This is a genomic window from Hylemonella sp. GW821-FHT12C09 (genome assembly GCF_058807395.1).
The window spans coordinates 38709-61173 of sequence record NZ_JBXAQQ010000011.1 but is presented as its reverse complement, the minus strand read 5'-3'; the positions used below and the strand labels follow the sequence as shown (position 1 = coordinate 61173).

The window sequence follows — 22465 nt, the reverse complement described above, 5'->3', positions numbered from 1 at the left end:
CACCATGATCAGAAAGATTTTTGCCCGCAGCGCGGCTGCCCTCGCGCTGGGCCTGGCCGGCACGGGCGTGCTGGCGCAAGACATCAACTTCGGCATCATCTCGACCGAATCGACGCAGAACCTCAAGGCCGACTGGCAGCCGCTGATCGACGACATGAGCCGCCAGACCGGCCTGAAGGTCACGGCCTTCTACGCCCCTGACTATGCCGGCATCATCGAAGGCATGCGTTTCAACAAGGTGCACCTGGGCTGGTTCGGCAACAAGTCGGCCATGGAGGCGGTGGATCGCGCCAGCGGCGAAGTGTTCGCGCAGATGGTCAATGCCGACGGCACGCAAGGCTACTACTCGCACCTCATCGTGCACCGCGACAGCCCGATCAACAGCCTGGACGACGTGCTCAAGGGCGGCAAATCCCTGAGCTTCAGCAACGGCGACCCCAACTCGACCTCGGGTTTCCTGGTGCCGGGCTTCTACGTCTTTGCGCAAAACAAGATCGACCCCAAGACCCACTTCCGGATCACGCGTAACGCCAACCACGAGACCAATGCCCTGGCCGTGGCCAACAAGCAGGTCGACGTGGCCACCAACAACAGTGAGAACCTGGAGAAGATCCAGATCCGCTACCCCGAGAAATTCAAGGACATCAAGATCGTCTGGACTTCGCCGCTGATCCCGCTCGACCCCCTGGTGATGCGCAAGGACCTGCCCGAGGCCACCAAGGCGAAGCTGAAGCAGTTTTTCTACAACTACGGCAAGACCGATGAGCGCGAGAAGCAGATCATCATGAAGATCTCCAAGCTGGCAGGCTTCAAGGAATCCAGCAACGCCCAGCTGATCCCGATCCGCCAGCTGGACCTGTTCGGCCAGCGTAACAAGGTCGAGGTGGATGCCAACCTCGGTGATGCCGAGAAGAAGAGCCGCCTGGCTGACATCGACAAGAAGCTGGCTGCCCTGAAATGAACGTCAGCACGTCCTTGCCGGTGCCTCCGCAGCTCAAGCGCAGCCTGAGCTGGCACCTGTCCTGGGTCGTGCTGCTGGCCGTGCTGGCGGCTTCCTGGCGCGGCGCCGACATGCGCCCGCTCGACCTGTTGCGTGACTCCGGCAACATGGCCACCTATGCGGCCGACTTCTTTCCGCCGAATTTCTCGCAATGGCAGCTGTACGTGCAGGAGATGGTCGTCACCCTGCAGATCGCCCTCTGGGGGACGGCGCTGGCCGTGGTGACGGCGGTGCCCATGGCGCTGCTGGCCTCGGCCAACATCGTGCCGTGGTGGGTCTACCAGCCCATGCGCCGCCTGATGGATGGCTGTCGCGCCATCAACGAGATGGTGTTCGCGATGCTGTTTGTGGTGGCTGTCGGTCTGGGGCCGTTTGCGGGGGTGCTGGCGCTGTGGATCCACACCACGGGCGTACTGGCCAAGCTGTTCTCTGAGGCGGTGGAGGCCATCGACCCGCAACCGGTCGAGGGCATCCGCTCCACCGGCGCCAGCGCCCTGCACGAAATCGTCTACGGCGTCATCCCGCAGGTCATGCCCCTGTGGATCTCGTTCACGCTCTACCGCTTCGAATCGAACGTGCGCTCGGCCTCCGTGGTCGGCATGGTCGGCGCCGGCGGCATCGGTGTGGTGCTGTGGGAGATCATCCGCGGCTTCCAGTACGCCGAGACCTGTGCCGTCATGCTGATCATCATCGTCACCGTCAGCGCGATCGACCTGGTGTCGGCGCGCATCCGAAAACTTCTGGTCTGAACCGGGTTCATCATGGCACTCGATACCACCGACATCCGTCATCTCTACACCACCCGCGGCCAGTCGCAGTACGGCCGCGAGGCGATCAACCAGCTGGAGCATGCGCTGCAGTGCGCCCACCTGGCCGAGCAGGCCGGGGAGACGCCGCAGACCGTCGTCGCCTGCCTGCTGCACGACCTGGGCCATCTGCTGGCCGCTCAGCGCGATGGCCTGGCCGACCACGGCCAGGACAGGGACGACCTGCACCAGTTCATCGCCTTGCCCTTCCTGCGGGACCTGCTGCCAGATGCCGTGCTGGAGCCGATCCGCCTGCACGTCGACGCCAAGCGTTACCTGTGCACGGTAGAGCCGGCTTACCGGGACACGCTGTCGCCGGCTTCCGTCCACAGCCTGGCGCTGCAGGGCGGCCCCTACAGCGAGCAGGAGGCGCAGGCCTTCATGCAACAGCCCTTTGCGGCCGAGGCCGTGCGCCTGCGTCGTTACGACGACCTGGCCAAGGTGCCGCAGAAGATCACGCCGGCGCTGGATCACTATCTGGATATCCTCGACGCGGTGTGCCACGCCCGGCACTGAGGAGATGAGGCACCCGCCGGGCGATGGCCCAGCCTGGCCGCCGCCCGCCGCCCGCCGCCCGCCGTCCAGTGGGCAGTCCGGTATCGATTAAAGATACCTGAAGGCTGAGAATCATCCACCCGTACTGATTTCAGCCCCTTTCTGGCGCCCGCACTGCGCACACTGCCTGCATGTTCAACCACCCCAAGGGGTCTACATGCAAGTGCTCATCCACCGCGATTCCAAAGCCTGGGGCCTCCAGGTCTGGGTTTCCTTCCTGCTCGCCGTCTTCCTCTGCGGCGTGGGCCTGGCCTGGTTGCCGGGCAAGGACCTGGACCGCGCCTTCATGGTCATGGGTTATTTCTTCTGCCTCTCGGCCGCCTTCGTGCTGGCCAAGTTCGTGCGTGATAACGAGAAGGCCGAAGCCGAGGGCAAGCCGGCCGACTCGCCCATGTTCAAGTTCGTGGTCTGGATCGGTTTCTTCCTGGCCATGGCGCTCACGGGCTGGGGTCTGCTGCGCATGGAGATCAGCGAGACCTACAAGGCCTTTCTGGGCGTGAGCTGGCTCTACCTGATCACCACCACCTTCACGCTGGCCAAGACCCTGCGTGACCGCCACGAAGCCGACCTGGCCGAAGCCCGCCTGGACGGTCGCCGCAGCGCGATGCGCGGCGAATGAATGACACCGCGAAACCAGGAGTCATCATGAAACAACGTTTGCTATCTCTGACTTTGGCCATGACCATGGCCCTGGGCAGTGCGGCCAGCCTGCCGGCCCGCGCCCACACCGAGGCCTCGGCGCTCAGCACGCTCTCGGCCCTGCCTGTTGCCTCGGTGGTCGTGGTGGGCAGCGCGGCCGCCGCTGCGGTGGTGATGGTGCCGGTGGCGCTGTCCGTCACCGGCGCGGTGCTCATCGTCAAGACCGTGGAGTCCACGGCGCGGGGCACGGTCTATGTGCTGGAGCGCGCCTCCGACGGCGCGGTGGCCAGCATCGAGATCGTGGGCAAGGGCCTGGGCGCCTCGGTGGTGGGCGTGGGCACGGTGCTGGCCGTCAGTGTCATCGGCGCCGGTGTGGTGCTCTCGCTGGCGGGCGAGGCCATTGCCTTCATCCCCAATGCGCTGGGTCGGGCCCTGCTGCACAACGAGCGGGTGATCCTGTGAGCCGCCGGGCCGTTCCCAAGGCGAATGCCGCAGCGCCCCGAGGCGCGAAGGTCTTCTTGTTTCTGGCCGCCCGCACATGGTTGGCCGGGCTGTTGACGGCCCTGCTGCTGGTCGCTGCCCCGGCCCACGCCGGCCGCAGCTGCGAGAACCGTTCCCTGCAGGCCATCACCGTGGAGCGCGGCCTGACGCTGGCCGAGCGCACGCTGCAGGCGCTCGACGCCAGCGGCGCGCAGGTGGTGCTGCTGGCGCGTGCCGGGCAGGACCTGAGCAAGTACGGCCTGCGCTGGTCGCACCTGGGGTTTGCCTACAAGCAGCCCGATGGCAACGGCGGCCAGGTGTGGCGCGTGCTGCACAAGCTCAACCACTGCGGCACGCAGGAGGCGGCGATCTACCGCCAGGGCCTGGGCGAGTTCTTCCTGGACGACCTCTGGCGCCTGGAAGCCGCCTGGGTGGTGCCCGTGCCGGAAGTGCAGGCGAAGCTGCACGCCCTGTTGTTGCACGAGCAGCGTGCCATCGCGCTGCACCACCGGCCCTACAACATCGTGAGCTATCCCTGGAGCCAGAAGTACCAGCAGAGCAACCAGTGGGCCATCGAGACGCTGGCCGCGGCCATGGAGCCCACGGTGTACTCACGTGAGCGTGCGCAGGCCTGGCTGCAGTTCAAGGGCTACCAGCCCACGACGCTCAAGATCGGCGCACTGACGCGGCTGGGCGGACGCCTGGGCGCGGCCAACGTGGCCTTCGACGACCACCCGAGCGAGAAGCGCTACAGCGATCGCATCGAGACAGTGACGGTGGATTCGGTCTTCGTCTGGCTGCAGCGCGCCCAGCTGGGCGGCTCGCCGGTGGTGCTGCGCTACTGAGCGGCCTGGGGAGCGGGGGGCATTCCGTCACGCTGGCCATCTGTGACAGCCGCCGCGCCCACCGGCTGCGACTGGCCTAAGATAGGGGCAGTAGTATCGATGCCCGAACGGACCCGCCATGCAGATAGTGATCATCGACGATGTGGAAGCCAATCTGCTCCTGCTCAAGCATTTCATCAGCCAGCTGGGCGAGTCGCACGAGGTGGAGGCCTTCACCGATCCGCTGCAGGCACTGGCGCATTGCCAGGGCACCGAGCCCGACCTGGTGATCGTGGACTACATGATGCCGGCGCTGAATGGCATCGACTTCATCCAGCGTTTTCGCGCCGTGCCCGGGCGCGCCGATGTCCCCGTGCTGATGGTGACGGCCAATGACGAGCTGACGGTGCGTTACAGCGCGCTCGAAGCCGGTGCCAACGATTTCCTGACCAAGCCGCTGGACAGGATCGAGTTCAGGGCGCGCATGCGCAACATGCTGGCCCTGCGCGCCAGCCAGAAGCGGCTGGAGGACCGGGCCAGCTGGCTGGCCGAGGAAGTGCTCAAGGCGACCGACGAGATCGTGCGGCGCGAGCGCGAGACCATCCTGCGCCTCTCTCGCGCGGCTGAATTTCGCGACCCGGAGACCGGCGACCACATCCAGCGCATGGCGCACTACTCCTGGATGATCGCCGTGCGCCTGGGCCTGCCGCTGGAGCAGCAGCAGCTGATCCTGGAGGCCGCGCCCATGCACGACGTGGGCAAGGTGGGCATCCCGGACCACATCCTGCTCAAGCCCGGCAAGCTCGACGACGCCGAGTTCGCCATCATGAAGCAGCACCCGGTGATCGGCCACCAGATCCTGTCGGACAGCAACTCGCCGCTGCTGCAGATGGCGGCCACCATCGCGCTGAGCCACCATGAAAAATACGACGGGAGCGGCTATCCGCTGAAGCAGAAGGCGGACGCCATTCCGCTGGTGGGGCGCATCGTGGCCGTGGCCGACGTGTTCGACGCGCTGACCTCGGCCCGCCCCTACAAGGCGGCGTGGGAGATGGACCGCGCCGTGGAGTTCATGCGCGCGCAGCGCGGCCTGCATTTCGACCCGCAGTGCGTGGACGTGTTCCTGGACCGGCTGGACGAGGTGCAGGCCGTGCGCCGGCGCTTCGCCGCCGAGCACTGAGCCACCTTGCTCAGGCCGGCTGGCTCAGGAACCGGGTCAGCGCCAGGTCCAGCGCCTTCAGTTCGGCTTCCAGCTGCGCTACCAGGGCCGCGGCTTGGTCCACGCTGCCCTTGGCGCCCAGCAGCTCGATCTGGCGGCTCAGGGTGTCGACCGGTGCCGCGCCGAAGTGCCCCACGATCCCGCGCAAGGTGTGGGCGCTGCGCTGGAGCAGCGGCGCATCGGCTTGCGCCACGGCCGTGTGCAGGTTCTGAACCTGGACGGGCCAGTTGCTGCGGAAGGAGTCACCAATGATGCGGACCACCATGGCGTCGGCGCTGGCGAGGGCCGCGGCGTAATCAAACGCCCGGCTCGCGGCCGGCTTCGCCACCGCGGCAACCCGGGGTGAGGGCGCCGCTGGCGGCGCGGCGCTCAAGGCGCCCGGCACGGTGGCGGGGCTGTAGCCGGCGTCCTGCCAGCGTAGCGCGGCCCTCAACTCATCGAGCTTGATCGGCTTGGCCAGGTACTCGTCCATGCCGGCGGCCAGGCAGCGCTCCCGGTCGCCGGTCATGGCGTTGGCCGTCATGGCCACGATGCGCACATGCTCGCGCGTGTTGCGCTCGTGGGCGCGGATGCGGCGGGTTGCCTCCAGGCCGTCCATGACCGGCATCTGCATGTCCATCAGGATCAGGTCATAAGGGGCGTCGGACTGGGTCGTCATGCGCACGGCCTCGGCGCCGTCGGGGGCGACATCCACGTCGTGGCCCTCGCGCTCCAGCAGGCTGAGGGCGAGCTTCTGGTTGATCTCGTTGTCCTCCACCAGCAGGACCCGCAGGCTGTTGACCGCGTCCGACGCGTCTTCTGCACCGGAGAGGGACATGATGTCGCTGTTCGATTCGCTATGGTCGATGTCGAAGGCGGCCGTGAAGAAAAAGGTGCTGCCCTGGCCCGGGGCGCTGCGCACGCCAATTTCGCCACCCATGACGCGGACCAGCTTGGCGCAGATGGCCAGGCCCAGGCCGGTGCCGCCGAAGTGGCGCGTGATGGAGGCATCGGCCTGGGTGAAGGGGTCGAAGATCACCTTCTGCTTGTCGGGTTCGATACCGACACCCTGGTCGTGCACCTCGAAGCGCAGGACCGCCTGCCCCCGTTGATCGGGCTGGCGCAGCACGCGCACCTGCACCACGCCCTGCTTGCTGAACTTGATGGCGTTGCCGATCAGGTTGATGAGGACCTGGCGCAGGCGGCCCGGGTCGCCGATGAGGTGGGGCGGCACCGTCGGCTGCGGCTCGTAGGCCAGGCGCAGGCCCTTGAGGCGGGCCTGGGTGTCCAGGCTGTTGAGCGTGCCGCGCACCAGCGAGTGGGGGCGGAAGGGGCGCAGGTCCAGCGTCAGCTGGCCAGCCTCGATCTTGGAGAAATCCAGGATGTCGTTGATGATGGCCAGCAGGCTGTCGGCCGACTTCTTGACCAGGTTGAGGTATTCGCGCTGCGGCGCGCTGAGCTCGGTCTCCAGCGTCAGCGTCGTCATGCCGATGATGCCGTTCATGGGGGTGCGGATCTCGTGGCTCATCACGGCCAGGAATTCGCTCTTGGCGCGGCTGGCCGCCTCGGCCGCCTGCATGGCGTCCTGCAGCGCCTGGCGGCTGCCCTCGCGCTCCTGGATGACTTGCAGCACCACCCGCGACAGCGCGGCGATGTCCATGCTCTGGGATTCGGGGGACGGCGCGTCGGGCAGCAGGTTGGAGAGCACGCGGCGCAGCGCCGCCAGGGCCTGCTCGCGCTGCCGGAGTTCCAGGCGCAGGCTGCCCGAGGCGCGGTGCAGGGCCTCGAACGTGGCGCGGAATTCCTCGGGCACGGCCAGCACCATCTCGCCGGCCAGTTTCTCGAATTGCGGGTCGCTGGCGGAGAGCACCGTGTCCATGCGCTGGAAGGAGGAGATCCAGCGGCGCAGCGAGTACCAGATCAGGAGCAGGCCGCCCAGCAGGCTCGCGATGGACAGGCCGAGCGCGGCCAGCAGCAGGTTCCAGAGGTGGAGTGCCACCACGTCCACCGCAAATTCCAGCCGCAGCACGCCGTAGTCATGCCCGCCCACCGAGATGGTGCGGTTGATGTCGTACAGCTGCGAGCCCACCTGCGCGCGCAGCCAGCCTGGCACATAGCCTTCCGGGCCCGAGTTGTTCAGGCTTTTCACGACACCGCCACGCAGGTCGATGAAGGCGGCCGAGGAGAACTGCGACTGGATGATGCCGCGGTCCAGGGTGCGCTGGATGGTGTCGTAGTCGCCGATGACCGCGCTGTCGGTGATGGTCTGCGCGGTCGCCTCCACCAGCATGGTGGCGGACTGCTGGACGCCTTCGATCTCTTGTGTGAACTGGTAGTGCAGGAACAGCCAGGTGCCCGCGCCGACAAACAGCAGCATGGTGACCGCATAGAGCGCGAAGACCCGCTTGACCAGCGAGTTGGGCAGCAGGTTGATCAGCGGCGTGGGCATGCTCAGCGCAGCGAGGGCGGTGCCGTCTGGTAGAACTTGCGATAGGACTCGTAGTCGGCCGCGCCGGCAGGGATGAAGTAGGCGTCGATCGGCAGCCCCACCTTCTGCGAGGTCTGGTGCAGGATGTCGAGACCCTTGGGGTCCTTGTGCATGTTCAGGAAAGCCCGGGCCACGGCCTGCGCGTCCTGCTCCGGCACCTTGCCCGAGACCATGAGCGCGAGGTCGTGGAAGGGATCGGAGGACCACAGCACGCGGAACTTGCGGTTCTCGCGCTTGGCGTAACCCTCGATCAGCTGGGAGTTGCCGCCCACCGCCTTGACCTTGCCGGCGAAGAGCTGCGCCAGCGCGCCGTTCTGGTTGCCGCCGAACACCACCTTGATGTCGATGCCGCGGTTGAGCAGTTGCGCATACGGCACCTTGTAGGCGATGAAAGCCTCGGGGCCGGGGAAGGCGACTTCCTCGCCCTTGAGCTGGGCCAGCTCGGTGATGGGCGAATCGGCGGGCACGACGATCTGGCCCTGGATGGCGGGCATCTGACGGCGGCCGAAGACCTTCCAGCCCAGCTGCTCGCGTTCGGGGCTGAAGAGGTGGTTGGAGAAGACGAACTCGACTTCCTGCGTGAGCACATAGGCCGTGGTGTCGGCCGAGGTGCGGCCGATCTTCAGGCTCAGCTTGACCCCGCTTTTCTCGGAGACGTACTGGATGATCGGGTTCCAGTAAGCCGCCGTCAGGTTGATGTCGAACTGGTTGACCGGTGAGTAGCGGTAGCCGCCATTGGCAGGCTGGCCCCAGGCCGGGGTGAGCATCAGCAGGACGGCGGCAAGCGCCAGCAGGTGTTTTTTCATGGTCGACGGTGTTCTGTGCAGGCGGCGAGGGCGGAGCCGGCGCGCCGGGTCCAGCTTACCCCAGCCAGCGGACGTGCGCCAGAGTGCGGCGGCCTTGTATCCCTTCAGGACGCTACGATTTCACGATTCCTTCATGATAGCCACCATGCCCCATGACGTCAGCCTCATCGCCACCATCGCCACCGGCTTTGGCCTGGCGATGATCCTGGGCCTGCTGGCTGTCCAGCTCAAAATGCCGCCGCTGGTGGGCTACCTGTTGGCCGGCGTGGTGATCAGCCCGGCCACGCCGGGCTTCGTGGGCGATGTCGGCCTGGCCGGCCAGCTGGCCGAGATCGGCGTGATGCTGCTGATGTTCGGCGTCGGTCTTCATTTTTCCCTGCGTGAATTGCTGGCGGTGCGGCGCATCGCCGTGCCGGGCGCCATCGTGCAGATCGGCGTGGCCGTGGCGCTGGGCATGGGCGCCAGCATGGCCTGGGGCTGGCACTGGGGCGGGGCCCTGATCTTCGGCCTGTGCCTGTCGGTGGCCAGCACTGTGGTGCTGCTGCGCGCGCTGGAGGCCAAGGGCCTGCTGGACAGCATCAACGGCCGCATCGCCGTGGGCTGGCTGGTGGTGGAAGACCTGGTCATGGTGCTGGTGCTCGTGCTGGTGCCGGCCCTGGCCGGTGTCATGGGTGAGGCCGGTACCGGCAAGGCGGCCGACGCCGGCGAACTCTGGACCACCATGGGCCTGACCCTGGCCAAGGTGGCGGCCTTCATCGCCGTGATGCTGGTGGTGGGGCGGCGTGTGTTTCCCAAGCTGCTGTGGTGGGTGGCGCGCACCGGTTCGCGCGAGCTGTTCACCCTGTGCGTGGTGGCCGCGGCCATCGGCGTGGCCTTCGGCGCGGCCCTGCTGTTCGACGTGTCCTTCGCGCTGGGTGCCTTTTTCGCCGGCATGATGATGCGCGAATCCGAGTACAGCCACCGCGCGGCCGACGAATCGCTGCCGCTGCGTGACGCCTTTGCCGTGCTGTTTTTTGTCTCGGTCGGCATGCTGTTCGATCCGGCCGTGCTCTGGCAGCAGCCGCTCAAGGTGCTGGCGGTGGTGGCCATCATCATGGTGGGCAAGACGCTGGCCGCCATCGGCCTGGTGCTGCTGTTCCGCTACCCCTTCAACACCGCGCTGACCATCGGCGCCAGCCTGGCGCAGATCGGCGAGTTCTCCTTCATCCTGGCCGGCATGGGCGTGGCGCTGAAGCTGATGCCGGCCGAGGGGCAGAGCCTGGTGCTGGCCGGGGCGCTGATCTCGATCGCCGCCAACTCGGCTCTCTTCGCCGCCATCGGGCCCCTGCAGGCCTGGCTGCGCCAGCGTTCCGAGCTGGTGCGCCGTTTCGAGCAGCGCGACGACCCGCTGGCCGAGCTGCCCATGTCCACCGACCCGAAGCAGCTCACGGGGCAGGTGGTGCTGGTGGGCTACGGCAGCGTGGGCCGGCGCATGGCAGCCGAGCTGCGCGAGCAGGAGATTCCTTTTGTCGTGGCCGAGCAGAACCGCGAACTGGTGGAGGCACTGCGCAAGGAGGGCATCCCGGCCGTCAGCGGTGACGCCGCCGAGCCCGAGGTGCTGATCCAGGCGCACATCGCACGCGCCGCCATGCTGGTCATCACGCCGCCCGACTCCATGCGCGCGCGTCGCATGGTGGAGACGGCGCGCGCGCTCAACCCGCCGATTGAAATCCTGCTGCGCACCCTCAGCGAAGACGAAGCCCGGCTCTTGCGCCAGGAGGGCCTGGGCACGGTCTTCCTGGGCAAGGAAGAACTCTCGCGCAGCATGAGCACCCAGGTGCTGGACCGCATGCGCCCGCACCACGGCCATGTGACCCTGCGCTCCTGAGCTACGGGCCGGCAGGGCTGGGGTTAAGATGAAATGCAAATCCCTGAGGAGGACCGTTCCATGACCACAGCCCTGACGCACTGGCGTTTTTTCCGCGCCGGCGGTTTCGACCAGGTCCGCCTGGACACCGCGGCCGAACTGCTCAACATCGGCCAGCTGGACCAGAAACTCTGGGTGGCGCTGTCCTGCCCCGTCAAGGGCATCGAGTTCGACGCCCGCACCCTGTCATTTGTCGACGGTGATGGTGACGGCCAGGTCCGCGCGCCCGAGCTGATCGCCGCCGTGGCCTGGGCTGCTGCCCGGTTGAAAGACAGCAATGTGCTGGCGCAGAAACTCCCGGGTGTGCCGCTGGCGGCCATCCGCGACGACGACGAGGAGGGCGCCGCCATCGCCACCGCCGCGCGCGAGCTGCTCGCCGACATAGCCGGCACGGACGGTCTGGTGACGGTCGCCGCCGCCAATGCCGCGCAGACCCGCCACGCACAACGCGCGCTGGCCGCCTGGGAAGCGGCCGGCCAGGCCGCCCGCCCGCTGGGCGACGCCACCGCCGCAGCCCACGCGGCCCTGGTGGCCGTGGCCGAGAAGGTGGAAGACTGGTTCGTGCGCTGCCGCCTGGCGGCCTTCGATGCGCGTGCCGGTGCGGCCCTCAACGCGGCGGATGCAACGCTGGCCGCGCTCGGGGGCGCGACCTTGAAGACCGATACCGAAAGCATTGCCGCGCTGCCGCTGGCCCATGTGCAGGCCGGTGTCGCGCTGCCGCTGGGCAGCGGGCTCAACCCGGCCTGGGCGGAACGCATGGCCACCCTGCGGCTAGCCGCCGTCCAGCCGCTGCTGGGTGAGCGCGCGCTGTTGACCGAGGCCGACTGGACGGCGCTCAAGGACAAGCTCGCCCCCTATGCCGCCTGGCTGGCCGCCAAGCCCGATGCGGCCGTCGAGGCCGACGCCGTGCGTCAGCTGGAGCGGCTGGCGCACTACGTGCGCGACCTGCTGGCCCTGGCCAACAACTTCGTGGCCTTCCGTGATTTCTACACACGCCAGGGCAAGGCCACCTTCCAGGTCGGCACGCTCTACCTGGACGGCCGCTCGGCCGAGCTCTGCGTGGCCGTCAACGACGCGGGTCGCCACGCCGCGCTGGCCACGCTCTCGCGCATGTGCCTGGTGTATTGCGACTGCACCCGCGGCGCCGAGAAGCTCAGCATCGCCGCGGCCTTCACCGCGGGTGACTCGGACCAGCTCATGGTGAGCCGCAACGGCGTCTTCTACGACCGCCTGGGCCGCGACTGGGACGCCACCATCGCCAAGATCATCGACCACCCGATCAGCCTGCGCCAGGCCTTCTGGTCGCCCTACAAGCGGCTGGCGCGTTTTGTCGGCGAGCAGCTGCAGAAGATCGCCGCCAGCAAGGCCAAGGCCTCGGACGAGAAGCTGAGCGCCGCCGTGGTGGACGGCAGCAAAAAGGTGGCTGCTGCCCCCGCCGCACCGGCCACGCCCCCGCCGCCTTTCGACGTGGGCAAGTTCGCCGGTATCTTTGCCGCCATCGGCCTGGCTGTGGGCGCCATCGGCACGGCCCTGGCCTCGGTGCTGGTGGGCCTGCTGGCGCTCAAGTGGTGGCAGGTGCCGTTTGCGCTGGCCGGGCTCATGCTGGCCATCTCGGGCCCCGCGGTCATCCTGGCCTGGTTCAAGCTGCGCAGCCGCAACCTGGGCCCCATCCTGGACGCCAACGGCTGGGCCATCAATGCGCGCGCCAAGATCAACATCCCCTTCGGCACCTCGCTCACGCAGGTGGCACAGCTGCCGCCCAATGCCGAGCGCGCGCTGACCGATCCCTATGCCGAGAAGAAGCGGCCCTGGGCCCTGTACTTCGGCATCGTGGCCGTCGTCCTGCTGGCAGCCTTTGCGTGGGTGCTAAGGGATCAGTGGCGTTGAAGCCTAGTCCTTGCGGACCGGCTCGCTGCCGCCCTTGAGTTCGCGGGTGGCGGCGCGCAGGAAGTCCAGCTGCTTGCCGTAGTTGCGGCAACCCACGCACATGTAGAGGTGCAGGCGCAGCGGCAGGCGCTCGCCCAGGGCGAGCTTGCGGTCCTGGGCTTCGGACATGAGGTGGCTGGCCTGTTTGCAGTTCAGCAAGTCTTTTCTCCTTCGGTGAACCAGCCGCGTTCCAGGCACAGGCGCAATGCATTGCGCGCGCGGTGCAGGATGACGTTGCAGTTGCTCACCGTGATGCCCAGCTCCTGGCAGACCTCGGGCGTTTCGAAATCGAGGAACTCGCGCATCATGAAGACGCGCGCGGTGTTCTCGGGCAGGTGGTTGAGGCAGACCTCGAACACGCCCCAGAAGTGCTGCTGGCGCAGCGCCGCTTCGGGGCTGCCCCAGTCGCGCGGGCGCGAGGCGGGTGTCCAGTGCGCGTTGTCCTTGAACAGGGTTTCAAAGGTCTGGTCCAGACTTTCCTCGCCGTCCGAGAAGGACGAGATGTTGCTGCTGCGGCTCTGCTGGCGGATCACATCCACGATCTTGTTCTTGAGGATGCCGAAGACCCAGGTCTTGGCCTCGGAGCGGCCGGCGAACTGCCGGGCGTTGGCCAGCGCGGCCAGCAGGGCTTCCTGCACCGCGTCTTCGGCGGCCGCCGCGTCACGCAGCTGCAGGCGGGCGAAGCGCAGCATGTCCGGGCGGATGGCGGCCAGGTGCTCGTTGGCGACGGGCTCGCGCGTTTGCGGGGGGGTGTCCGTGGGCTCCATGGGTCGCGCGCCGGGCCGGTTTTCTTACAGGGCTCAGACGCCGCGCGCGCGCTCGACGTGGAACTGCGACACGAAGGCGCCAAACGTGCCCGCGTCCAGCGCGGCGCGCACCTCGCGCATCAGGTTCAGGTAGTAGTGCAGGTTGTGCACCGTGGCCAGCATGGGGCCCAGCATCTCGCCGCAGCGGTCCAGGTGGTGCAGGTAGGCGCGGCTGAAGCCTTCGCGCCCGCCCTGCTGGTAGGGCACGCCCGATTTGCCGGCGCAGGCGTAGCAGCTGCAGGTCTCGTCCAGCGGGCGCTCGTCGCTCTTGTGGCGCGCGTTGCGGATCTTCAGGTCGCCAAAGCGCGTGAACAGGTGGCCGTTGCGCGCATTGCGCGTGGGCATCACGCAGTCGAACATGTCGATGCCGTGCTGCACGCCGTAGACCAGGTCTTCCGGTGTGCCCACGCCCATGAGGTAATGCGGCTTGTGCGCCGGCAGCCGTGGGCCGACGTGGCGGATCAGGCGCTGCATGTCTTCCTTGGGCTCACCCACGCTGACACCACCCACCGCGATGCCGGGGAAATCCAGTTCTTCCAGCCCGGCCAGTGATTCGTCGCGCAGGGCCTCGTACATGCCGCCCTGCACGATGCCGAACAGCGCGTTGGGGTTCTCCAGCCGCTCGAACTCGGTCTTGCAGCGCCTGGCCCAGCGCATGCTGAGCTCCATGGAAACCCGCGCCTCGCGCTCGGTGGTCAGCTGGCCCTTGGTCTTGGGCTCCAGCGAGACATAGGGCGTGCATTCGTCGAACTGCATGACGATGTCGCTGTTGAGCACGGTCTGGATCTGCATCGAGACCTCGGGCGTGAGGAAGAGCTTGTCGCCGTTGACCGGCGAGGAGAAGCGCACGCCTTCCTCGGAGATCTTGCGCATCTCGCCCAGGCTCCAGACCTGGAAGCCACCCGAGTCGGTGAGGATGGGCTTGCCCCAGTTCTCGAAGCGGTGCAGGCCGCCAAAGGTCTTCACCACGTCCAGGCCCGGGCGCATCCACAGGTGAAAAGTGTTGCCCAGGATGATCTGTGCGCCCATGTCTTCCAGGCTCTGGGGCATCACACCCTTGACCGTGCCGTAGGTGCCCACGGGCATGAAGATGGGGGTTTCGACCACACCGTGGTTGAGCGTGAGGCGGCCGCGGCGCGCGTGGCCGTCGGTCTTGAGCAGTTCGAATTTGAGCATGGTGAGGGGCGAATTTTAGGCTCTGCCCTCACCCGGCGCTCAGAAGCGGTTTTGCTGCGCCTTCTTCTTCCAGACTTCCCAGGGCCGGCCCAGGTGCTCGTCGTTCATGTCCGACGTGGCCTGGGCCTCTTCCGGCGTCAGGTAGTTGATCTCGCCCAGGCGCATGGCCTCGCTCTGCAGGCGGGCGTTGCTCTCCGTGTAGATGGCGCGGAACACCACCTGCTGGATGGAGAAGCCCACCACCACATTGCCGTGCCCGCGCAGCAGCGCAACGGCCGACTGGCCCAGGTCCCTGGCCAGGGCCTGGCCCAGCGCCTGGTTGCGGATCAGCAGGTCGCTGCTCTCGCCGGCCGTGTGCCGGATCTCGAACACCGGCACCTGCGCGCCCAGAAAACCGCTCATGTGGCAGATGGGCCGCAGGCGCGCGCCCGTCACGCCAAAGGGGATGACGGCCGGCGAGTGGCTGTGGATGACGGCCATCACGTCGGGGCGGCAACGGTAGATCTCGCTGTGGATGAAACGCTCCACATAGGTCTTGCGCCCGCGTTCGTCGTGTACGTTGCCGTCCAGGTCGCAGGCCACGATGTCGTCGGCCGTCACCAGACCCGGGGCCATGCTGCGCGCGATCAGGAAACGGTCGGGCTGCTTGTCATGGCGCACGCTGATGTGGCCGAAGCCGTCGAGCACGCCTTCGTTGACGAGGATGTGGTTGGCGATGACGAGGTCGTCGATCAGCGCGGGGTTGGCGGTGGGGTTCATGTCGGGTCTCCTGGGCAGTCAGTGTTTTCCTGACTTGCGCTGGTTAATGGTAAGTATGATTATCGTCATAAGATCGATTTCAACAACATGAGGAGACTGCCGTGAACTTTCTGCATCGCATGTCCGCCGGCCTGGCGCTGGGGGCGGTTGTGCTCTCGCACGCCATGGCGCAGGGCTTCCCGCAGCGCCCCATCCAGGTCATCGTGCCGGTGTCGGCCGGTGGCGGCACCGACGTCATGGCCCGCACCGTGGGCCAGAAGGTCGGCGAGCTGCTGGGCCAGCCCGTGGTGGTCGAGAACAAGACCGGCGCCGGCGGCAATATCGGCACCGAGTTCGTGGCCAAGGCCAGGGCCGACGGCTACACCCTGCTGTTCTCGCCCAATACCATCGCCACCAACGTGGCGGTCTACCGCAAGCTGCCCTACGACCTGCTCAAGGATTTCCAGACCGTGGCCCTGGTCGGCCAGACCGACGTGGCGCTGGTGGTCAACAGCAAGGTGGCGGTCAACAGCGTCAAGGACTTCGTGGAGCTGGCGCGCAGCAAACCTGGTGCGCTCAACTACGGTTCGGCGGGCACGGGCAGCTCGCAGCACCTCACGGCCGAATACTTCAACCAGCTCGCCGGCACCAGCTCCAACCACATTCCCTACAAGGGCCAGTCGCAGGCCATGAACGACCTGGTGGGCGGCCAACTGGACTACATGTTCAGCCCGCTGCAGAACGCGCTGCCCTTCATCAAGCAGGGCCGCATCCGCGTGCTGGCCGTGGCCGCCAAGCAGCGCCACCGCGAGCTGCCCCAGACCCCTACGCTGATCGAGTCCGGTTATCCCGGCGCCGAGGTGTCCAACTGGTTCGCCCTCTATGCGCCCGCCGCCACACCGCCGGCCGTGGTCAAGCGCCTGCATGCGGCCTACACCCAGGTGCTCAAGCAGCCCGAGATGAAGGCCAAGCTCGAAGGCATGGGTTTCGACTTCGTGTTCCTCAACCCCGACCAGGCCACCGACTTCATGCGGTCCGAGCTCGTGCGCTGGTCGCGCGTGACGGCACACGCTGGCATCAAGGCCGAATAAGCCTGCCTCTGCAGCGGCGTGAGCCGCGAGCTGTGAAGCCCGGTCCGCCGGGCTTCTGTTTGTCTAGGGTTTGCAGGTGCTGCAGGGTTATCGCCCGTGGCCGGGGTGCGGCCCCGCCATCTGGCCGACAATCGCTGCTCTGTTTTCCCGTTCCAGAAAGATGCCCCCATGAAATCACGCGCCGCCGTCGCCTTTGCTGCTGGGCAGCCCCTGCAGATCGTCGAGATCGACGTGGCGCCGCCGAAAAAGGGCGAGGTGCTGCTCAGGATCACGCACACCGGCGTCTGCCACACCGACGCGTTCACCCTGAGCGGTGAGGACCCCGAGGGCCTGTTCCCCGTGGTGCTGGGCCACGAAGGCGCGGGGGTGGTGGTGGACGTGGGCGAGGGCGTGACGAGCGTGAAGCCGGGCGACCACGTCATTCCGCTCTACACCGCCGAATGCGGCGAGTGCCTGTTCTGCAAGAGCGGCAAGACCAACCTTTGCGTGGCCGTGCGCGCCACCCAGGGCAAGGGCGTCATGCCCGACGGCACCACGCGCTTCAGCTACCAGGGCCAGCCCATCTACCACTACATGGGCTGCTCCACCTTCAGCGAATACACCGTGGTGGCCGAAGTCTCGCTGGCCAGGATCAACCCCGCGGCGAACCATGAACAGGTGTGCCTGCTGGGTTGCGGTGTCACCACCGGCCTGGGCGCCGTGAAAAACACCGCCAAGGTGCAGCCCGGCGACACCGTGGCCGTCTTTGGCCTGGGCGGCATCGGCCTGGCCGTGATCCAGGGCGCCAGGCAGGCGAAAGCCGGCCGCATCATCGCCATCGACACCAACCCTGGCAAGTTCGACCTGGCCCGCACCTTCGGCGCGACCGATTGCGTGAACCCCAAGGACCATGACAAACCCATCCAGCAGGTCATCGTGGAGATGACGACCTGGGGTGTGGACCATTCCTTCGAGTGCATCGGCAACGTCAACGTCATGCGCGCCGCGCTGGAATGCGCGCACCGCGGCTGGGGCCAGAGCGTCATCATCGGCGTGGCCGGTGCGGGGCAGGAAATTTCCACGCGCCCCTTCCAGCTCGTCACCGGACGGCGCTGGCTGGGCACGGCCTTCGGCGGCGTCAAGGGCCGCAGCCAGCTGCCGGGCATGGTGGAAGACGCCATGAAAGGCGACATCCAGCTCGCGCCCTTTGTCACGCACACACGTGAACTGAAAGACATCAACGAAGCCTTCGACCTCATGCACGAAGGCAAGTCCATCCGCACCGTCATCCATTACTGAAGCACGAGGAGAACAAGAGAATGAACCGCGTCGAGCGCCACGCCAGCTTTGGCGGCCGCCAGGAAGTCTGGAAACACACGTCCACCACCCTGGGCTGTGAGATGAAATTCGGCGTCTACCTGCCGCCGGCTGCCGTGGAAGGGCAGCGCTGCCCGGTGCTGTATTACCTGGCCGGCTTGACCTGCAACGAGCAGACCTTCATCACCAAGGCCGGCGCGCAGGAACACGCGGCACGTCACGGTTTCATTCTCGTCGCCCCCGACACCAGCCCGCGCGGCCCCGGCGTGCCCAATGAAGACAGCTACGACCTCGGCGAGGGCGCCGGTTTCTATCTCAACGCCACGCAAGCCCCCTGGGCCCGGCACTACCGCATGGCGGACTATGTGGCGCAGGAGCTGCCTGCCCTCATCGAGCAGAACTTCCCCGCCACCGACGCGCGCGGCATCTTCGGCCACAGCATGGGCGGTCACGGCGCGCTCGTCACCGCGCTGCGCAACCCGGGTCGTTACCGCAGCGTCTCGGCCTTCGCCCCCGTGGTCGCCCCCAGCCAGGTGCCCTGGGGCCAGAAGGCCTTCACGGCCTACCTGGGTGCAGACACGTCAGCGTGGAAGGCGTGGGACGCGGTGGAACTGGTGGCCACGGCCCCCGAGCGCCTGCCCATCCTGGTGGACCAGGGCGAGACCGATGAGTTCCTGCGCAAACAGCTGCGGCCTGAACTGCTGGAAGCCGCGTGTGCAGCGGCGGGCCACCCGCTGACGCTGCGTCGGCATGCGGGCTACGACCACAGCTATTACTTCATCGCGAGTTTCATGGCGGACCACTTTGCGTTTCATGCGCGGGGGATGTAGGCATGTACTATGCGGACGGCGATTGCTTGCGCCCTATGCAGGCTACTGGAATCCGCAAATTGATACCTAAGGTTCGGTGAACCTTACCGCCATGAATTGATGATCTTGTCGGCCGGAGCGGCGCCTCTACCCGTGGCCGGTAAAGCCTTGAGGGTCTTCACGTCATCAGCGAGTCGTTGTTGGGAAGATGATCTGGGCGCGTGGGTCAACGCCTCATCAGCCTGAATCAAGTTGAGTCTGTAAGTGGCCAGATCGGTGGTGGGTTGAATCTTGTATTTGCTTTGTTGAGAAGGTGAGAGAGTCTGGGACATTTGTGACTCCAATAAAGCGCTCTTGCTTAAGACTTGCCATTGGGCAAGTGCGTCAGTCAATTCCCGCTCTTCCATAGATAGATTGGACTTCTGCAGATTGGGTGCGCTAGCCGCGCTGGTGGCCAGCTGATGAAGTTGAAGGAGTTCTAGTCGACCAGTGCTTGTCTTTGCTGTGGCTGCAACCTTTGTCGCGACACTGGAGTCTTTGGTTATGGCCGTGACCCAAATTTTTGATGTCGCACTTCCAGTTGATACCCCTCCGCCACTCGCAGCAAAGTATTTTGTGGATAGAAGTTCGTTCAGAGCAAAACGAGCATCTTCGTAGACCATTGTTAACTTTTTTGGTTTGATTACGCACTTGGTCACTTCGATATCTTTTGCTGATGGAGCGGCCCATCCGGCAAGGGCGTCTTGGTCGCTTGGTGGCCGAACGCGGACCACCATGGGAATAGCGTCATCATGCTTGCATGGCACAACGCAGGTTACTTGACCCTCGGCGTTTGACTTGTCTGGGCATCGCGCGCCGTCAATGGGTAAAGTGCCTCGTAGGAGGTCAAATGTGCCCACCCCATGAAATGGTCGTGGCGTACCTTCACCAAGTACGTGCTTTTCAACCGCTATCTGAAAAGTAACGGCCTTGGTCTGCGCAGCCGCATCAGCGATGAACGCGATCGCTAGCGCGGAGTGTGCGACGAGGTGGAGGTTCATTTTGGACTCCTTGGGGCTTGCGTCTTAGTAGACCGATTAGCAAAGTTGCCGCGACAAAACCAATCGAAAAAATTAGCAACTGAAGCTCTCGGGGTTGACGTGCAACGAAGTTGGCAGCTGCAGCGCGTTCCACTCGACAAGTAACATGATCTTCCTTTAGTGGGCGAACGTAGGTGTTTACATCCTCTGGTCCTAGGCCATTCGATGTGAGAACGCGAAGCTGATAGAGGTAATTCGTGCTCATTGGGTTTATGCGTATGGTCAGTCGCTCTGCGGCAACTGGCTGCTCTTCGCAGAGCGCGCCTGGACAACGCTGGTTTGCTTGTGGGTGTACTAGCAGATTTGTCTCACTGCCAGCGGAACCTTGTTCTACGTGATTTAACAGACTAACTCTCTCAACTAGACCAGTCTTGGCAACGATAGTGATCGGTAATGACTTTGGCATTTCGCCAAATGTGTGGATGCGAACCAAAACTGTGCCATTGCTTTCGGTACGTGAATCTAGTACGACCACGCATTGACTGAGCCAGCGGTCCAGAATCCCTTTAATGGTTGTTTCGCTAAACGCCAGTAACGGGGCAAGCACGAGAGTCGCTGCGATGGCAACGGCCGGGCCAATATTAGTTTTGAGCATGATTAATAACGAACGCAGCGCCATTTCACACTCCGGGAGGTAGGTGGCCTAGATTGTTCGGCGGGGCTTAACTTGAACGACACCACAATGACTCCCGTTTGATTCGAAAGAGTTTTTGTTATCAATGGGTGGCATTCAAGGCCCTAGCTGTTCGCCGAGTCGCTCGCATCGTAGCTGCGATAGTGCAACCTGTATATCCCCAAAATGAGGGATATCGGGGCGGGTTGGCGGATCATGTGCGGCCGGCGGCGACTGGTGACCAATTGATGCCCAAAACCAACGTTGGTTTATTGCGTTCGCGTCAGCACCATTTCATCTTCATAACTGAAGAAGCGATACCGCTGCGCTATCGCATGCCGGTACAGCCCCCCATGGTGTGTTCGTAGCCTACAAAGGCGCTCAAGAGCATCATGAGGGTGGACTTCGGGAGGTGATTTGCTGACCAGCTGGCCGGCCACCTTGGACTCAAAGCCCGAGGTGATGAAGAGCTCGGCATCACCACATGCCGGGAAGATGCCCGGCTGCCGGCTGCCGGCTGCCGGGGCCGGGGCCGGGGCATATCCCCGCCGCCTACCTCGGCCTGGCGTTGTGCACGGCGAACCAGCTGCTGATGAGGGCGCCGATCATCACCACGATGGGGCCGGCGGTATCGGCCAATGCCTGGGCGCTGCGCACGACCCAGTGCTCTGTGGGCGTGGGGGACAAGGGAAGGTAGCCGCCCGCCGGCGCCATGCGATCCGTGGGGTCGGCCATGCCGGCTCCAGCCGGTGCGGCCAGGGCCGCCAGCACGGTGATCGCGAGCCCGGTCAGTCCCAGCCACAGGCCTTGCCGCAGTCGTGCGACGAGCACCGTGCCCAGGTGCATGGCCAGCAGCACTCCGATGGTGATGGCGGGCGCCAGCGCAAGGCGGGTCAGGTAGCTGGTCAGCAGCACATAGACCAAGCCCACGCTCCCTGAGAGCGCGACCAGCGCGTATTCGGTGGCCGCCCGGATGCGCTTGGTTTGCGGCGGCGGCGGCGGGGTGAACTCCGGGAGCTGGGAGGGGCGGAAGTCGGGGGTCAACATGTCTGATTGTTTATGCGAGCTGACGCCTGGATTCTACGGGCGCTTGCTGCAGGCCGTTCCTCGCCGCAAGTGGCGCAGCCGTAACAGTTGTGACTAGGGCAACCGCTCCAGCAGCATCGCATCGCCATAGCTGAAGAAGCGGTAGCGCTCGCTGATCGCATGCCGGTACAGCGCCATGATGTGTTCGTAGCCGGCAAAGGCGCTCACCAGCATCATGAGGGTGGACTTCGGCAAATGGAAATTGGTCACCAGCAGGTCGGCCACCTGGAACTTAAAGCCCGGGGTGATAAAGATCTCGGTGTCGCCGCTGGCCTGCCCCGTTTTCGCCCAAGATTCGAGCGTGCGGATGGTGGTGGTGCCCACGGCGACGATGCGGCCGCGGTTCGCTTTCGCCTCCGCGATGGCTTGCTGCGTGTCGGCGGGCACCTCGTACCACTCGCGGTGCATGCGGTGGTCGGCCAGGTTCTCGGTTTTCACGGGTGAAAAGGTACCGGCGCCCACGTGCAGGGTGACGCTGGCGCGTTTCACGCCACGCGCCTCCAGTGCCGCCAGCACGCCTTCGTCGAAGTGCAGGGCCGCGGTGGGCGCAGCGGCGGCGCCGGGTTTGGCGGCGAAGACGGTCTGGTAACGCGCCACGTCGTCCGCGCTGTCGCCGTGTTCGATATAGGGTGGCAGGGGCACGTGGCCATGCTGTTCCATCAGCGCGTGCGGCTCGTCACTGAAGCGCAGGCGGAACAGTTGCCCCTCCTCATCGGGCCAGCGGCCCAGCAGTTCAGCGGTGTAGCCGCCCGTCATCTGCAGCACCGTGCCCACGGCCGGCCTTTTGCTGACCTTCATGTGGGCCACCACCTCGTGGCCGGACAGCACGCGTTCGATCAGCAGCTCCAGCTTGCCGCCTGTGGGTTTCTCGCCGAAGAGACGCGCCTTCACCACCTTGGTGTCGTTGAAGACCAGCAGGTCACCGGGTTGCAGCAGGCCGGGCAGTTCACGAAAGATGCGGTCCACCGGGGTGGCGGCGCGGCCGTCGAGCAGGCGCGAGGCGCTGCGTTCAGCCGCGGGGTGCTGGGCGATGAGTTCGGCCGGGAGCTCGAAGTCGAAATCGCTGAGGGTGTGGGTGCGCGGAGCGCCAGAGACGTTAGACATGTGTTTGATGGCTGCTATGCATCGCGGTCGCGATGCATT

General features: G+C 65.7%; 22 protein-coding genes and 1 pseudogene. 12 read left to right on the top strand and 11 right to left on the bottom strand.

Features of this window, described 5'->3' with window-relative positions; all coding sequences use genetic code 11:
* Positions 1 to 4: 4 nt before the first annotated feature.
* The 7 genes from phnD to AC1RRP_RS16560 all read left to right on the top strand — a co-directional run bounded on the left by phnD (position 5) and on the right by AC1RRP_RS16560 (position 5484).
* Positions 5 to 961: a phosphonate ABC transporter substrate-binding protein gene (gene phnD, locus AC1RRP_RS16590; protein WP_493038100.1), complete on the top strand. Its 957-nt coding sequence runs from the start codon at positions 5 to 7 to the stop codon at positions 959 to 961.
* Complete coding sequence (gene phnE, locus AC1RRP_RS16585; RefSeq protein ID WP_493038098.1) at positions 958 to 1749, top strand: phosphonate ABC transporter, permease protein PhnE; 792 nt, start codon at positions 958 to 960, stop codon at positions 1747 to 1749. The genes phnD and phnE overlap by 4 nt, the downstream gene beginning before the upstream one ends.
* 12 nt (positions 1750 to 1761) lie before the next feature.
* Positions 1762 to 2322, top strand: coding sequence for a phosphonate degradation HD-domain oxygenase (locus tag AC1RRP_RS16580; protein WP_493038096.1), 561 nt, complete (start codon positions 1762 to 1764; stop codon positions 2320 to 2322).
* 196 nt (positions 2323 to 2518) lie between these two features.
* Positions 2519 to 2980, top strand: coding sequence for a YiaA/YiaB family inner membrane protein (locus AC1RRP_RS16575; protein ID WP_493038094.1), 462 nt, complete (start codon positions 2519 to 2521; stop codon positions 2978 to 2980).
* Positions 2981 to 3006: 26 nt separating this feature from the next.
* On the top strand, positions 3007 to 3462 hold the full coding sequence (locus AC1RRP_RS16570) for a hypothetical protein (protein WP_493038092.1): 456 nt from the start codon (positions 3007 to 3009) through the stop codon (positions 3460 to 3462).
* A gap of 62 nt (positions 3463 to 3524) precedes the next feature.
* Complete coding sequence (locus AC1RRP_RS16565) at positions 3525 to 4325, top strand: DUF2145 domain-containing protein (RefSeq protein ID WP_493038305.1); 801 nt, start codon at positions 3525 to 3527, stop codon at positions 4323 to 4325.
* 118 nt (positions 4326 to 4443) lie between these two features.
* Complete coding sequence (locus AC1RRP_RS16560) at positions 4444 to 5484, top strand: HD-GYP domain-containing protein (RefSeq protein WP_493038090.1); 1041 nt, start codon at positions 4444 to 4446, stop codon at positions 5482 to 5484.
* 10 nt (positions 5485 to 5494) lie between these two features.
* Here the strand turns inward: AC1RRP_RS16560 and AC1RRP_RS16555 are convergent, their stop codons facing one another.
* Positions 5495 to 7951, bottom strand: coding sequence for a hybrid sensor histidine kinase/response regulator (locus AC1RRP_RS16555; RefSeq protein ID WP_493038088.1), 2457 nt, complete (start codon positions 7949 to 7951; stop codon positions 5495 to 5497).
* A gap of 2 nt (positions 7952 to 7953) precedes the next feature.
* Positions 7954 to 8796 carry a phosphate/phosphite/phosphonate ABC transporter substrate-binding protein gene (locus tag AC1RRP_RS16550; RefSeq protein WP_493038086.1) on the bottom strand — a complete coding sequence of 281 codons (843 nt, stop codon included), beginning with the start codon at positions 8794 to 8796 and terminating at the stop codon, positions 7954 to 7956.
* A gap of 145 nt (positions 8797 to 8941) precedes the next feature.
* On the opposite strand from AC1RRP_RS16550, the gene AC1RRP_RS16545 reads away from it, so the two are divergent.
* Entirely contained in the window at positions 8942 to 10663 is a 1722-nt protein-coding gene (locus AC1RRP_RS16545) for a cation:proton antiporter domain-containing protein (protein ID WP_493038303.1), read from the top strand.
* 60 nt (positions 10664 to 10723) lie between these two features.
* Positions 10724 to 12589: a hypothetical protein gene (locus tag AC1RRP_RS16540; protein WP_493038084.1), complete on the top strand. Its 1866-nt coding sequence runs from the start codon at positions 10724 to 10726 to the stop codon at positions 12587 to 12589.
* Positions 12590 to 12592: 3 nt separating this feature from the next.
* Here the strand turns inward: AC1RRP_RS16540 and AC1RRP_RS16535 are convergent, their stop codons facing one another.
* Genes AC1RRP_RS16535 through AC1RRP_RS16520 form a run of 4 tightly spaced genes read right to left on the bottom strand, consistent with a single transcriptional unit; the run spans position 12593 to position 15369 of the window.
* Positions 12593 to 12787 (bottom strand): zf-HC2 domain-containing protein, encoded by a 195-nt coding sequence (locus tag AC1RRP_RS16535; protein ID WP_493038082.1) that lies wholly within the window; start codon positions 12785 to 12787, stop codon positions 12593 to 12595.
* Complete coding sequence (locus AC1RRP_RS16530; protein ID WP_493038080.1) at positions 12781 to 13395, bottom strand: sigma-70 family RNA polymerase sigma factor; 615 nt, start codon at positions 13393 to 13395, stop codon at positions 12781 to 12783. The genes AC1RRP_RS16535 and AC1RRP_RS16530 overlap by 7 nt, the downstream gene beginning before the upstream one ends.
* A 33-nt stretch (positions 13396 to 13428) precedes the next feature.
* Positions 13429 to 14610: a tRNA guanosine(34) transglycosylase Tgt gene (tgt, locus tag AC1RRP_RS16525; protein WP_493038078.1), complete on the bottom strand. Its 1182-nt coding sequence runs from the start codon at positions 14608 to 14610 to the stop codon at positions 13429 to 13431.
* Positions 14611 to 14649: 39 nt separating this feature from the next.
* The gene (locus tag AC1RRP_RS16520) at positions 14650 to 15369 is read right to left on the bottom strand and encodes a class II aldolase/adducin family protein (protein ID WP_493038076.1); all 720 of its coding nucleotides are present in this window, start codon (positions 15367 to 15369) and stop codon (positions 14650 to 14652) included.
* A gap of 101 nt (positions 15370 to 15470) precedes the next feature.
* Here AC1RRP_RS16520 and AC1RRP_RS16515 point away from each other — a divergent pair, with 101 nt between their 5' ends.
* From AC1RRP_RS16515 to fghA, 3 genes are all read left to right on the top strand, one after another.
* Positions 15471 to 16439, top strand: coding sequence for a Bug family tripartite tricarboxylate transporter substrate binding protein (locus AC1RRP_RS16515; RefSeq protein WP_493038074.1), 969 nt, complete (start codon positions 15471 to 15473; stop codon positions 16437 to 16439).
* Between the two features lie 168 nt (positions 16440 to 16607).
* Positions 16608 to 17717 carry an S-(hydroxymethyl)glutathione dehydrogenase/class III alcohol dehydrogenase gene (locus AC1RRP_RS16510; protein ID WP_493038072.1) on the top strand — a complete coding sequence of 370 codons (1110 nt, stop codon included), beginning with the start codon at positions 16608 to 16610 and terminating at the stop codon, positions 17715 to 17717.
* Between the two features lie 20 nt (positions 17718 to 17737).
* Entirely contained in the window at positions 17738 to 18565 is an 828-nt protein-coding gene (fghA, locus tag AC1RRP_RS16505) for an S-formylglutathione hydrolase (protein ID WP_493038070.1), read from the top strand.
* Between the two features lie 83 nt (positions 18566 to 18648).
* Here fghA and AC1RRP_RS16500 read toward each other — a convergent pair whose 3' ends face one another.
* The 5 genes and pseudogenes from AC1RRP_RS16500 to queA form a co-directional block, all read right to left on the bottom strand.
* Entirely contained in the window at positions 18649 to 19584 is a 936-nt protein-coding gene (locus tag AC1RRP_RS16500) for a hypothetical protein (protein ID WP_493038068.1), read from the bottom strand.
* Complete coding sequence (locus tag AC1RRP_RS16495) at positions 19532 to 20242, bottom strand: hypothetical protein (RefSeq protein ID WP_493038066.1); 711 nt, start codon at positions 20240 to 20242, stop codon at positions 19532 to 19534. The genes AC1RRP_RS16500 and AC1RRP_RS16495 overlap by 53 nt, the downstream gene beginning before the upstream one ends.
* Before the next feature lie 263 nt (positions 20243 to 20505).
* A pseudogene (locus AC1RRP_RS16490) lies at positions 20506 to 20718 on the bottom strand (S-adenosylmethionine:tRNA ribosyltransferase-isomerase); the annotation flags it as partial.
* Between the two features lie 70 nt (positions 20719 to 20788).
* Positions 20789 to 21283, bottom strand: coding sequence for a hypothetical protein (locus AC1RRP_RS16485; protein ID WP_493038064.1), 495 nt, complete (start codon positions 21281 to 21283; stop codon positions 20789 to 20791).
* A 93-nt stretch (positions 21284 to 21376) separates the two neighbouring features.
* A complete protein-coding gene (gene queA / locus AC1RRP_RS16480; protein WP_493038062.1) occupies positions 21377 to 22426 on the bottom strand; it encodes a tRNA preQ1(34) S-adenosylmethionine ribosyltransferase-isomerase QueA in 1050 nt (349 codons plus the stop codon).
* Positions 22427 to 22465 lie beyond the last annotated feature (39 nt).